Annotated in this window: 11 protein-coding genes; 7 read left to right on the forward strand and 4 right to left on the reverse strand. The window is 51.8% G+C overall.

What is annotated here, in order from left to right; genetic code table 11:
* Positions 1-117: 117 nt before the first annotated feature.
* From ABH897_RS18020 to ABH897_RS18030, 3 genes are read left to right on the forward strand one after another with little or no spacing between them, the layout of a single operon-like run.
* Entirely contained in the window at positions 118-1,509 is a 1,392-nt protein-coding gene (locus tag ABH897_RS18020; RefSeq protein WP_283653143.1) for a DEAD/DEAH box helicase, read from the forward strand.
* Between the two features lie 18 nt (positions 1,510-1,527).
* Positions 1,528-2,274: an ABC transporter ATP-binding protein gene (locus ABH897_RS18025; RefSeq protein ID WP_025685414.1), complete on the forward strand. Its 747-nt coding sequence runs from the start codon at positions 1,528-1,530 to the stop codon at positions 2,272-2,274.
* A 2-nt stretch (positions 2,275-2,276) separates the two neighbouring features.
* Entirely contained in the window at positions 2,277-3,500 is a 1,224-nt protein-coding gene (locus ABH897_RS18030) for an ABC transporter permease (RefSeq protein WP_404581095.1), read from the forward strand.
* Positions 3,501-3,613: 113 nt separating this feature from the next.
* Here ABH897_RS18030 and ABH897_RS18035 read toward each other — a convergent pair whose 3' ends face one another.
* A complete protein-coding gene (locus tag ABH897_RS18035; RefSeq protein WP_014277794.1) occupies positions 3,614-3,739 on the reverse strand; it encodes a hypothetical protein in 126 nt (41 codons plus the stop codon).
* A 149-nt stretch (positions 3,740-3,888) separates the two neighbouring features.
* Here ABH897_RS18035 and ABH897_RS18040 point away from each other — a divergent pair, with 149 nt between their 5' ends.
* The gene (locus ABH897_RS18040; protein ID WP_283653141.1) at positions 3,889-5,199 is read left to right on the forward strand and encodes an ATP-binding protein; all 1,311 of its coding nucleotides are present in this window, start codon (positions 3,889-3,891) and stop codon (positions 5,197-5,199) included.
* A gap of 142 nt (positions 5,200-5,341) precedes the next feature.
* On the opposite strand, the gene ABH897_RS18045 is transcribed toward ABH897_RS18040, so the two are convergent.
* The gene (locus ABH897_RS18045; protein WP_404592557.1) at positions 5,342-6,640 is read right to left on the reverse strand and encodes an aminotransferase class I/II-fold pyridoxal phosphate-dependent enzyme; all 1,299 of its coding nucleotides are present in this window, start codon (positions 6,638-6,640) and stop codon (positions 5,342-5,344) included.
* Between the two features lie 180 nt (positions 6,641-6,820).
* Between ABH897_RS18045 and ABH897_RS18050 the strand changes: the two genes are divergently transcribed.
* Positions 6,821-7,606 (forward strand): helix-turn-helix domain-containing protein, encoded by a 786-nt coding sequence (locus tag ABH897_RS18050; protein WP_404519564.1) that lies wholly within the window; start codon positions 6,821-6,823, stop codon positions 7,604-7,606.
* Positions 7,607-7,776: 170 nt separating this feature from the next.
* On the opposite strand, the gene asd is transcribed toward ABH897_RS18050, so the two are convergent.
* Both asd and ABH897_RS18060 read right to left on the reverse strand, forming a co-directional pair.
* Positions 7,777-8,574 carry an archaetidylserine decarboxylase gene (asd, locus tag ABH897_RS18055; protein WP_283653139.1) on the reverse strand — a complete coding sequence of 266 codons (798 nt, stop codon included), beginning with the start codon at positions 8,572-8,574 and terminating at the stop codon, positions 7,777-7,779.
* Between the two features lie 88 nt (positions 8,575-8,662).
* Positions 8,663-9,790, reverse strand: a complete 1,128-nt coding sequence (locus ABH897_RS18060) for a YheC/YheD family endospore coat-associated protein (RefSeq protein ID WP_404592530.1) — start codon at positions 9,788-9,790, stop codon at positions 8,663-8,665.
* 223 nt (positions 9,791-10,013) lie between these two features.
* Here ABH897_RS18060 and ABH897_RS18065 point away from each other — a divergent pair, with 223 nt between their 5' ends.
* Together ABH897_RS18065 and ABH897_RS18070 are read left to right on the forward strand one after the other, a co-directional pair.
* Entirely contained in the window at positions 10,014-11,174 is a 1,161-nt protein-coding gene (locus ABH897_RS18065; protein ID WP_404592531.1) for a glycosyltransferase family 4 protein, read from the forward strand.
* 114 nt (positions 11,175-11,288) lie between these two features.
* Positions 11,289-12,077, forward strand: a complete 789-nt coding sequence (locus ABH897_RS18070; protein WP_283653136.1) for a WIAG-tail domain — start codon at positions 11,289-11,291, stop codon at positions 12,075-12,077.
* Positions 12,078-12,124: the final 47 nt, after the last annotated feature.

A 12,124-nucleotide genomic window follows, 5' to 3' on the forward strand; every position in this document is an offset into this window, starting at 1 on the left:
TTTTTTTTGTTATTTCGTAGCAAAGGAGGGCGGGACTAAATATCTGCATTTGGTTGCAGGGCTGTTTTCGCATATAATGGAGAGTAACGAATTTACGTATAGGGGTTGGACCTTTTCATGACATTGAATTTTGAATCGCTCGGCGTTGAACAAGACCTGTTGACCAAGCTGGCTGAGCATGAGATTACGCAGCCTTCGCCAGTTCAGGCGCAGGCTATACCAGAAATGATCAAGGGCAGGCATGTATTGGCGCGTTCGCAGACCGGCACAGGGAAGACGCTGGCTTATTTGCTGCCGCTGCTGCAAGCCATTGACCCGCAGAAAAAGGCTACGCAAAAGCTGATCCTGGCTCCCAGTCAGGAGCTGGCGATGCAAATTGTACGCGAAGGTCAGCGTTATGGGGAGCATCGCGGCATCCGTGTACTCGGCCTGATCGGTGGAGCGGCAGTCAAGCGCCAGATCGAGAAGCTGAAGGACCATCCGCAGCTTGTGGTTGGCACACCGGGACGTGTACGGGAACTTATCGCTTCCAAGAAGCTGAAAATGCACAACATTACAACCATCGTCATCGATGAGGTGGATCAGATGTTCCAGCTCGGGGGAGCAGGCGATGTCACGAACATCTTGGGCACTGCCCAGCGTGACCGTCAGTTAGTATTTTTGTCCGCGACGCTGAACGACGAAATTCAAGCGTTGGCAAAGCGGGAAATGCAGGATTACGTGGAAATCGGGATTGATCCTGACCAGAAGACGGCCAGCGGTTTGGAACACTACTACTTTGTATCCGAAGAACGGGATAAGGTGGACATGCTGCGCCGACTGGTGCGTCATTTTAATCCGAGAAAAGCACTGGTGTTCGTCAATACAACCAATGCCATCGGGGAGATTGAGGCCAAGCTCAAGCATATGGGACTGACTACAGCATCCCTGTACGGTGATGCGGACAAAGTTACACGTACCAACGTGCTGGCCCAGTTTCGTGCGGACAAGCTCAAGGTGCTGATTGCTTCCGATGTGGCAGCCCGTGGTCTGGATATTGAGGGACTGGAGATGGTGATCCATTTTGATCCGGCTACGGACAGTCAGGCTTATGTTCACCGTGCAGGACGGACCGGACGAATGGGACGTAAAGGATTGGTTGCGTCGGTTGTTACCGACCGTGAAACATTCATCATGCGTAAATTTTCCCGTGAACTGGGCATCGACATTGCGGAGCGTGCGTTGCACGGAGGCCGGGTTGTCGTGCCGCGTCCGGTGGATGCCAAGCGAGCGCCTGCAAGGCCATCCGAAGCCAGACCTACTTCTGACGGAGCACCAGTGGAAAGCCGCAAGGCACCTGCCCGCGGTGAGAACGGTCGTCCTGGCAGAACTGCGGCAAATAGCTCGGCTCCAGGCAAGAGCAAAGGAGCAGCTTTGTCCAAAGCAGGGAAAGCGCAGCGCGAGCGTGATCGTAAAAATAAGGGAGCACCAAGATGGCTGAAGGAAAAAGGGTCAAAACCGAACGGATAAGTGAGAAGAGGGGGAGCCATGGAACAACAGCCTGTATTGCAAATTAATGGACTGACAGGCGGATACAGCGCCAAGCGCCCGGTGCTGCACCAGATTTCTCTGGATGTAAAGCCGGGCGAAATGGTGGGGCTGATCGGTCTGAACGGAGCCGGGAAAAGTACGACGATGAAGCATATTTTGGGACTGATGACACCGCAGGCGGGAGAAATCCGCGTGCAGGGACATAAGCAGGCGGAAAATCCCGAGCAGTATCAGGGAGCCATTGCTTTTGTACCCGAGTCTCCAGAGCTGTATCCCGAAATGACCGTGATGGAGCATATGGAATTCACCGCCAGAGCGTATGGAGTCAGTGAAGCTGATTTCCGCACCCGCAGTGACCAAATGCTGGACTTGTTCCGTATGCGGGATAAGAGCGGAAGCATGTCGATGCATCTTTCCAAAGGGATGCGCCAGAAAGTGATGATTATGTGCGCATTTTTGGCGGGGCCGCCGCTGTATGTGATTGATGAGCCATTTTTGGGTCTGGACCCGCTCGGTATTCGTTCCCTGCTTGATTTTATGCTGGAAATGAAGCGCTCGGGCTCGTCCATTTTACTTAGTTCTCATATTTTGTCCACGATTGAAAATTATTGTGATCGTTTCATTGTGCTTCATCAGGGTGCCATCATTGCACAGGGCACGCTGGACGAAGTGACAGCACAGGCGGGTAAGCCGGGCATGCCGCTGGAAGATGCATTTTATGAGCTGGTACAGGGCAGGGAATGAGCATGGATTTGCAACGTATACATAAAGAAAGACGTGTTGCGTTCTGGGGACAAGTGCTGCCTTATCTCGGCTATGTCATTCAGAGCGGTCTGGCGGTCGTCTTCGGCTTTGCGCTGATTGCCTTTGCCGCATGGTACACGTCGTTGATTATGCATATCCCGCCGGATTTGCCCATCCGCTGGATTATGCTCATTGTAGCTGTTCCGGTCGCTCATGTGAGCTTCCGTACGTATTTGAATGAAGCCGATATCGTCTTCCTGCGTCCGCAGGAGTATGCGATGCACCAATATTTTAAGTCCAGCCGTATCCGTGGCGTAGTGTACAAAATATTCGGCCTGCTGTTGCTGCTTGTGATCGCGTGGCCGCTGTATATCCGCAGCGACACTGCGCCTAAGTCACTGCTGCTGACCATACTGCTGTTCGTGCTGCTGAAGCTGCTGTTCAGCTATGGCGGCTGGCAGGAGCTGCGCATGGTATCGCGCGGCGCGAGTATGGGGTATCGTCTGCTTCGCTGGGCGCTGGCAGTGCTGCTGGTAGCCGCATGGCTGTGGCAGCCTCCGCTGCGCAGCTTGCCGTTTATCATACTGGTAGGTGTGGTGTACGTGCTTGTCCTGCGTTTTCCGGTCAAACTGCTGGTGGCATGGGAAACCCTGATCCGCACAGAAGGTATTCAGGCTGCCCGTGTGATGCGTACCTTGGGCTGGTTTGTTGATGTGCCGGCCCTTACGCAGAGAGTGACTCCGCGTCGCTGGTTGTCCTGGTTGGGTGGTAACATACCGTGGGACAAAAGGGGAGCTTATCGTTACCTGCTGTTCAAGACCTTTGTGCGCACAGAGCCTGTGGGGATGGTGATACGACTGGGTATCCTCGGCCTGTTGATTATATGGATCACGCATACGAGCTGGATCGGTATCGCTGTGTATATATTTTTTATATTCCTGATCGGCGTGCAGATTACTTCGCTAAGGCAGTACCACAAGGATTCGCTATGGCTCCAGCTCTATCCGCTTCCTGCACATACCCGCCGCGCGTCTTTCCTGGACTTTGTTGTCCGGCTGCTGTTGCCGGTTGCGGTCGTCCTGTGGCTTCCTTTTTTGTTGAGAGGAACTGAAGGGATGATCTCCATGCTGCTTACGCTGGCTGGTGGAGTGTTGGTAGTATACCTGGTACGAGGCGCTCAGGCGAAGAAATGGCGCCTGGACGGTCAAGATGAAGAAGAAGTTTAATCCTGTGTGGATAAAGCAAAGGTTATTCCGCAAGCAGCAAGGGCTGTTTGCAGAATAACCTTTTTTCGTGGGAAGCTGCTATTTGTCAGCCGTGGGCGCAGATGTCCGTCTGCTTAAATGAAAATCGTTTTGCTGATGATCACTAACAAAATGAACAGCACCAGAATCGTTCCTGTGCTTGTGAATGCGCCGAAACCACCGTAACCACCGTAACCGCCTCTTGTTTCTTCTGCTCCCATGCTCATTCTCCTCTCGGTCATCGTGATGTAGGATACACCGTATATTATGAAGCGCATTTTCGTATTGCTTGGGCCAATGTGGAGGTACATTGCCGGATCGCCTTATTTTTTTCAACGGATAGGGGGGAATAGAGAGGAAAAGCCACGTTTTGTCGAGAATAGAAGAAGTATGTAATCATTATCACTTGGAAAGTGGGAACAACGAGATGCTGGCAGACAAGCTGCTCGTGAATATATTTCTGGTTTTTGTACCCTTGCTGGTGTATAGCACTTTATCGGATCATCGACATATGAAACATGCCCCATTGCTCATGGGAGGGGTGCTGGGTATCTCTTCTGTGCTTTGTCTTATTTTCTCGTATAGCTGGTATGGCTTGTTTTGGGATCTCCGATATGTTCCGCTGATCCTCTCCGTTTTATATTTTGGACCCGGAGCAGGACTGGTGAATATAACACTCATGGTGATGGCTCGCATTTATGTTGGACCTGATTCCATCGGGGTGGGGCTGATTAGCATGCTGCTATGTTATCTCGTACCTCTCTTGGTGAGAAAAAGATTTATGCAGCTCAAAGGTATGCTGCCCCGAGTGTGGATAAACTTGCTCATGAGTGTATGGATGAATGTGATTATGCTGGTTATTCTTATGATGCATTCCTGGGCCAACGGCAGACTGGATCAGGATGAAGCCGAGCTGTTCAAGGGGGTTCTCTGGTTTGCTATAATTCAATTTCTAAGTATCGGAGCCGCCTCTTGCTGGATGGAGTTTAGTCTGGAGCGGGAAGAGATGAGAAAAAAGATCAAATATGCTGAACGTCTCAATACGTTAGGGGAACTGGCCGCCTCCATGGCTCACGAAGTTCGAAATCCGTTGACAGTCGTTAAAGGGTTTCTGCAAATGGTTCAGTCAGGGCTGGAAGGGAAAAACCGCAGATATATGGCGCTGGCGCTGGCGGAGGTGGATCGGGCTGAAAGAATCATTAGCGACTATTTGAATTTATCCAAGCCGCAGATTGGGAAGACAGAGCTGATGGATCTGTCCGGCATGGTTCAACAGATTGTTCTGCTCCTGAAACCGATGGCGACCAAGCAAGGCGTAAGAATGCAGACGGAGTTAAGGAATGATATATATCTACATACGGATCGTAATCAACTGTTGCAGGCGTTAATTCATATCACGAAAAATGCGATTGAGGCTGCGGAAGATGGAGGCGAGGTAGACATAAAGCTGGCAGTTCAGGAAGAGAAGGCATGTCTGAATATCAAGGATACTGGAAAAGGCATGAGCCCGGAACATCTGGAGCGGGTAGGCACTTTGTTTTTTTCGACCAAAGAAGTAGGAACAGGGCTGGGAACAGCAGTCTCCTTTCGCATGATTGAAGCGATGAACGGCAGTATACGGTATGAGAGCGAGCCGGGAGCGGGTACGGAGGTTATCATTTTGCTGCCGCTGGCACAATAATCTTTGCTGGCTGCTGAGGGATAAGTGCTTTGAGTTGTGAATGAATCGTTCAGCAGGGGATATAAAAAAACGGTATGCCGCAACATCCGGCACACCGCTCCATCCAGCTATAACTCTAACCAGTTAGTACCGACCGATTAGATTAGGCGTTCAATAAGTCTTGCACACCACGATACACAATGTCGTACAAGTCTTCCAGATATTCTTCCTCGATACAGGAGAATGCGATACGGAGATCATGCTCACCCAGCGCAATCGTTCCCACCCCATATTGCTCCAGCAGATGTGTGCGCAATTGTTCGGCGGACAAGCCGTTCAGCTTGAGACACATGAAATAACCCGAGTTGAAAGGATAGTAACTCCATACATCTCCGTATTTTCCGCTATCAAGTAACGCCTTGACCTTGTTGGCCCGGCCTTTCATGATTTGGAACTTTTCTTCCTTCTGTTGCTCAAAATCCGGTGATTTGAGAGCATCCAGCACGAAGGTTTGCGACGGGTGAGGGCCGCTGGAAATCGTTGCCCGTATAATTCCCAGTGTTTTTTGCTCCAGTGCGCTCAGCACGTCCTGATGTTCCGAAGCAAAGGTAATAAATCCGACACGGAAGCCCCAAACGAATTCTTCTTTGGTAGCTCCGTCAATTTTGACTGGTAAAATTCTTGGATGAAGTCCAGCCAACTGGCCGAATAGCGATTCATGCAGCGAATCCTCGAAGAACAGGCCAAAATAAGCGTCATCCGTCACAACTACGACATTGATGCCTGCTTCTGCTGCTTCCTGAATGGAAGCAACAATCGCTTTGCCCTCTTCGATTCCCGGTGTATAGCCGGTCGGGTTGTTCGGGAAGTTCAGCACAACGATGGCTTTGCCGTATTCCTTCTGCGCCAGCAGCGCTTCACGTAACCCCTCACTATTAAAACGTTGATCCTCTGTGAACAACGGGAAATTCACCAATCGTCCATGACGGCGAATACCGAAGGTCAGCTCATAATTTTCCCAGTTCTTGTCCGGATAAATGACAGCATCCCCTTCATCCGTAAACAGGTCGGCAACGATGCTCAATCCATGAGTCAGCGCGTTCGTAACCACCGGTAGGCCGTAGCTTTTTCCAGCGAGCGACGGGTTTTCCTTCAGCATTTTTTCCCGCCATACACTACGCAGTTCAGGCTTGCCCGCAGGGGGGGCATAAGGGTACAGGTCCTTGGGGCTGTATGCGGACAGCTTCTCCTGAATGACCCCCAAATGCATAGGGCCGCTGCCCTCGGTAGCAATACCAATCGTAGCGTTGTACTTCTTGGCAAGTTTCCCCGCCTCTGCGGATTGACTCAAAATTCCTTCTTTTGGGAAATAAATCTCTTTACCTAAAAGAGAAAGCATTTCATATACATGCTCGTTGCTTGCCTGAATGTTGCGGTTTAACTGCGCTGCCAGTGGATTCATTCCGGTTTCATCCTTCCAAGTCATTTTGATTACATATTATAGCATCACACACGGTAAGCGTCACGCAAAAGCGCTCCTGAAAAAGAAGGCTTTATTTTTTGCGTAATGGCTGGTCTGCGCTTATATTATAATTTAACGGGATCAGGGACAACGAAAGAATAGCATAAGGAGGTGCAGATTTTGCTGGATACGTCTGCGTCATCGTTCATCCTGTTGTCCGCCTTTGCCAAAATTGTGTGCGAGCCGGGCTGGAAATGGCAGGTGCGTGAAAGGCCGATGCCAAACTATGATTTATTTTATGTATGGAGCGGTGAAGGAACGGTTGTATTGAACGGGGAGTCCTATCCGGTAAGCAAAGGAAGCTGCTTCCTGTTCAAGCCGGGGGATGATACCCGAGCTACACATAACCCGCAAAAGCCGCTAATACTTACCTATATTCATTTTGATCTTACCGAGCAGCCGGAGATCATACCTGCAAGCTATCGTATGCTGGAGGAAACGATCGAGGTGGAGCATATGCTTGCCAGGTACGTCCGTCTGCGCCTGGAACGTGCTTACGGGGCCGAGGAGGAGTGCAGGCTAATCCTGAAGCAGCTCATGATACATCTGCTGCGTGCCGACCGCAAGGAGCCGCAGGAGCGGTCGGCCAGCCACCAGCTCACCGAGGTCATCCGGGAAACGGCCAATTATGTGCGCCAGCATCCCGGGCTTCCTCATCGCGTCGAGGATTTGGCGGCACGGGCAGGGCTGTCACCGCGCTATTTTTCAATCAAATTCAAGGAGTTGCTGGGTGTTTCCGCTCAATCTCATATCATCAGCATGCGAATTGAGCGCGCACAGCATCTGTTACTACATGCCGGAATGAATGTGACTGAGGTGGCAGAGGCTTTGGGATACCGCGATATTTTTTTCTTCAGCCGCCAATTCAAGCAGTACACGGGGAAAAGTCCATCCGAGATCAGGTGAAGGAATGAGCGGGTGGACAGGCTGTAGCCAAGCGACGGAGCGGTGAACGTGTGGTTCTGAGCATATTTCCTATAACGAATAAAAAGATAAACACAAAAAAGGACCTGAGCAATGATGTCGGGTCCTTTATCATATATGTTGCTGTTGTCATGCTGTAACGGCAAACGTGCTTACACTTTGGGATCGTGCCGGAAGCAACCGAGACGCTGCCCCATTCTAACCACATCTCCCAGCTTCAGCGCAGGGTCAGGATCAAACGTGCCGTTTTCGGTCAGCAAAACGACGGTTGATCCAAACTCGAAATATGCGAGATCCTCGCCTTTTTCCCATGAGACAGCTTCATCATCGGTGTATTTGATGCTGCTTACATTCATCGCGCCAACCTTGACGACCGCCACCTCGCCGTATTCATGGGCTATGTACGTAATCTGCCGTTCATTGCGGCTCAGAACCGCTCTCATGTGCTGTAAGCCGAAGTCATTCACCGGATATACCTTGCCGCGCAAATGCTCCTTCTCCACCAGTGTACCGGATACCGGCGCATGAATACGATGATAATCGGTCGGGCTGAGATACAGCACAAAGGCATAGCCGTGCGTGTATTTCTCAAGACGCGGCGAACGGTTAAGCAACTCATCCAGCGTATAGTCCTGACCTTTGACATTCAAAATAGTGCCGGACGTAATTGGGCCAGTGAACGTAATCCGCGCATCCACCGGACTGGTCATCACCTCGGCGTTCGTATCAATCGGGCGCATGCCCGCTTTTAATTTGCGTGTAAAATAGGCGTTCAGGGAACGGTATTCCTTCCATTCCTGTTCAGCCTCATGCGTCTGGATCTGGTACGTACGTATAAAGGTGGGGATAAAAAGTCGGCTTGCACCGCTTTGCGCGAAGGAACCCACAACCCGGCACACCCACTTGCGCGATGATAGCTCAGTCATGAGCCGCAGCCACTGTTTTGCCATTTCAGATCCCCCTTGTTCATTTCCGAGCCGTCTTGGCCGGAACATGTCCGGCCGCTCTGAATTATATTGACACAGAATGTGACGTAAATCAATACAGTGGACGGTCGAGTGAACGGGCGGTGTCCGCCGGGGGCATCCGTTCGAGAAGCCAACGTGCGTAAGCCATCGGCTGAGTGTACGTTTCTTTCCAGACATTGTTCATGCCCGCCTGGCTGAATCCGTAGCGCTGATCGCGACCGTTGCATTCGATAAAAACAATCTTGCCTTCTTGCGTAATGCCCAGGTCCAGACCGACATCGGCGAGCCGGGGAAGGTTTTGTGCCAGCCTATGGACGATTTGCAACGCGAGCCTTTCCAATTCATTCATCAGACGGGCTGCGTTCATTGGCTGAGCCGTTTGTACCTGTGACAGCACCTCTGGCAAGAAACGGGCTGAGCCACCCTGCGCCACATTGGAAACGAAGGTGTGGGAGGGAGCAATTTTGGCAAACATGCCCGTTACGCTCCAAATGCTGCCATATCCGCGTTGAACCGTCACGCGAATATCAAAAGGGCGGTTGTTATACAAAGCGAGCGGTAAAGTTTCCTGCACGATATGAGGACTATGCAACAGCCGCTTGTGCAGAAATGAAGGCAGTTCTCCAGCATGCAGGCGCAGTGTAGTCCAGCGATCGGGTACAGCGGGATGTGCGCATTGTAAAGTCCAGTCACTACGGGAATGTCTCAGGCGCATAATTCCTCTACCGATGCTCCCGCTGCTTGGTTTGATGATGACATCTCCGGTCTGCTTCATCAAGGTACGAATCGAAGCCGGATTGCCTTGTAGCGTTCGCGGAAGATGGGGGTGCAGCAGAGGGTCTTCCTGCAATATCGCATGTATGTGGTCCTTACGGAAACGGTTTTGTTCATTAAAGATATAAATTCCGTTCTGCACCAGTCTGTTGATTTCACGGGCGTTTTCGTTTTGCCGATAGAGAGTCCGATTGTGGATGACCCGTGGCAACGGGAGAGTCATCTGCTGATAGCCGTTACCGTGTTTAACAAAAGCCCGGCATGTTCCGGTCGGTATATGAATTTCCTCCAAACGAAGAAAGCAGGGGATTAGCTCATGGCTCAACCCGGCGTCCACGTAATTGGCGAGTGATTCATATCCGGTCCTCATGGCGGGGATGCCCCGGTACGTTGCCGGGTTGAGCATGACGCCGACATGCAGCATGGGTATGTCCGCCCTTCCTTGTTGTGACTCCAACTGACAATTCAGTGGTTCTAGTCCATCATATGTATCAAAGATCGGCCAGGCATGGACGGTAGCCTTGCTGCTTGCCCAAAGTGAGGAGCCAGGCACCTTTCAGGCAGGGGGACGATATGATACACCATGAGTGTTGAAGAGAATTTGCAGGAGAGAGCTTGAATCAAAGAGGAAAGAAGGTGCAGGGCTGATGCAGAGGCCGAAGGTAGCAGTTATTACACCGGGCTCTTTTGTTATACCTTCGCCCCGCAGCAGCTCGGTGGAGCGGGTTATTGCCCATACGGTACCGCTGGCCAGCGATAAGCTTCAGGTACAGATATATGGCATACGGGGAGAAGAGGTACCGGATAACGCCGATGTGGACGGGGTGCCATGCATACGTTATAAGCAGGGGCCAAGTTATATTCCCGAGGTGATTGCTGACCTGAAAAGATGGTCACCTGCGGTGGTGGATGTACACAACCGCCCGGCTGCGGCATATGCGATTCACAACGCTTTGCCCGATAGCCGGGTCGTGCTAACTTTGCATTCGACCACTTTCATCCGGGAGCCGCACCTCAAACGGAAGGAAGTGGATCGATCTCTGCAGCTGATGGAGCGGATCATCGTGAACAGCGCCTACATGCGGGCAGCCGTGACCGCTGACAGCTCTGATGCTGTCAGGCAACGCATCGCTATAAATGAGCTGGGCATTCATCCCGGCGATTTCCTGCCGCGCTGGACCCCTGCGGCAGAAGCGGTCAGAGCGGCACGGCTGAACGATTTCGGCTGGGAAGGCCGTCGCATCGTACTCTACGCGGGCAGGCTGGTACCGGGTAAAGGCGTTCATCGGCTGCTCAAGGCCCTGCCGCGCATCGCCCGTACCTGCCCGGATGTGCTGCTGCTCATTGCGGGCAGCGCCTATTACGGGCAGGATCGCCTCACGCCTTACTCGGTGTCGCTGCATCGGCAGACGCGTAAGCTCAGGATGGGAAAGCACGTCAAGTTTCTCGACTATGTTCCCCATCCGGCATTGGCCTCGCTATATCAGTTGGCCGATGTGACCGTTGTTCCTTCGGTGAGAGATGAGGCCTTCGGGCTGGTCAATCTGGAGGCGATGGCCGCAGGCGTGCCCGTAGTTGCTTCCCATACAGGCGGCATTCCGGAGATTGTACGGCACGGGGAGACGGGCTGGCTTGTTTCGCCATCTCAGGGGGAGCAGGAAATGGCCGCTGCCGTCATCGGACTGCTTCAGCAGCCTGAATTGCGGCGGCGCATGGGAGAGGCCGGGCTTAACGAGGTGCGAAAACGATTTTTATGGCAGCATTCAGCACAGCGCTGGGCGCAAATCATGCTGGATTGCGTAACGTAGTGACATGAGCCCAGCTGTGAGCATAGGCTATCGTATAGGCATTAGCATAATTCCCAGCCGGGTGAATGAAGCGGAGCGACCGCTGGTTCACTCCTGTCCAAAGGAGCGTTCATTATGAACCATCGTATGAACCATAATAGTAAGGATAAAAGAACAGCGCGGCGTAACCCTTCCAACGCGGTTCCCTCCCCTCGAATAGACAAAAATAAAACGTCTTCCGTATCCGGCAAACCGATCCAGCGGGAAACGGCAAGTGTAAAGCCAATGGTGGATATCCATGCTCCAGCTCATGACCCTATCACTGTGGATGAAGCAGCATGGCGGAAGCATAAGCTTCCCAAGACACTGGAGGAAGCCATGCTGATGAACCGGGCGTCTGTACTGCTGCTGTCTGTGCCTGAGGCAGATACGGAACATAATACAGAAGAAGGCATATCGTCTATAGCATACAGAGGTCAGTCAGAGCAGGAATCGTTGCTGGATTGCTCCATTACCAGTATTCACATTGCTGAAGGCAGGCATCGCCTCAAGCAGCAGCGGGTAGCGTTGTCCGCTGACAAGCCTGCTGCTGCTTTTACGGATGATGACGAACCTCCGCTTAACGTGACTTATGATGACGGGCTTCTTCGTGAGCATACATTTAATTCAAGAGTGGCCTCAACACGGTTTGGCAGCATTCCTTTTTACATTCCCGCAGAAGCGGACAGGGATGATGTGAGCATTGTGTTTGAGCAGCCATTCCAGGATGTACGTTATGCAATCACAGGTAATGCGAGCATGCCTGGGGTAATAGTATCTGTAACGAATTGTCAGAGAGATTCGGCGGTGTTCACTGTGGAACGCAGACATGCAGGTTCGGTTTGTGAAGGTTTGATTCTGTGGATTGCAATCGGGCACGATTAAAAGACCTCTGCACAGGATTGCGAATTTGCATAAAACAAGAAAAAGGC

This window comes from Paenibacillus sp. RC73 (assembly GCF_044908085.1).
In the GTDB taxonomy this organism is placed as follows: domain Bacteria; phylum Bacillota; class Bacilli; order Paenibacillales; family Paenibacillaceae; genus Paenibacillus; species Paenibacillus terrae_A.

Excerpts from the sequence above, each read along its gene's own strand:
- ABH897_RS18020 (WP_283653143.1), top strand. The coding sequence starts at position 118 with ATGACATTGAATTTTGAATCGCTCGGCGTTGAACAAGACCTGTTGACC.
- ABH897_RS18025 (WP_025685414.1), top strand. The coding sequence starts at position 1,528 with ATGGAACAACAGCCTGTATTGCAAATTAATGGACTGACAGGCGGATAC.
- ABH897_RS18030 (WP_404581095.1), top strand. The coding sequence starts at position 2,277 with ATGGATTTGCAACGTATACATAAAGAAAGACGTGTTGCGTTCTGGGGA.
- ABH897_RS18035 (WP_014277794.1), bottom strand. The coding sequence starts at position 3,739 with ATGGGAGCAGAAGAAACAAGAGGCGGTTACGGTGGTTACGGTGGTTTC.
- ABH897_RS18045 (WP_404592557.1), bottom strand. The coding sequence starts at position 6,640 with ATGAATCCACTGGCAGCGCAGTTAAACCGCAACATTCAGGCAAGCAAC.
- asd (WP_283653139.1), bottom strand. The coding sequence starts at position 8,574 with ATGGCAAAACAGTGGCTGCGGCTCATGACTGAGCTATCATCGCGCAAG.
- ABH897_RS18060 (WP_404592530.1), bottom strand. The coding sequence starts at position 9,790 with ATGCTGCATGTCGGCGTCATGCTCAACCCGGCAACGTACCGGGGCATC.
- ABH897_RS18065 (WP_404592531.1), top strand. The coding sequence starts at position 10,014 with ATGCAGAGGCCGAAGGTAGCAGTTATTACACCGGGCTCTTTTGTTATA.
- ABH897_RS18070 (WP_283653136.1), top strand. The coding sequence starts at position 11,289 with ATGAACCATCGTATGAACCATAATAGTAAGGATAAAAGAACAGCGCGG.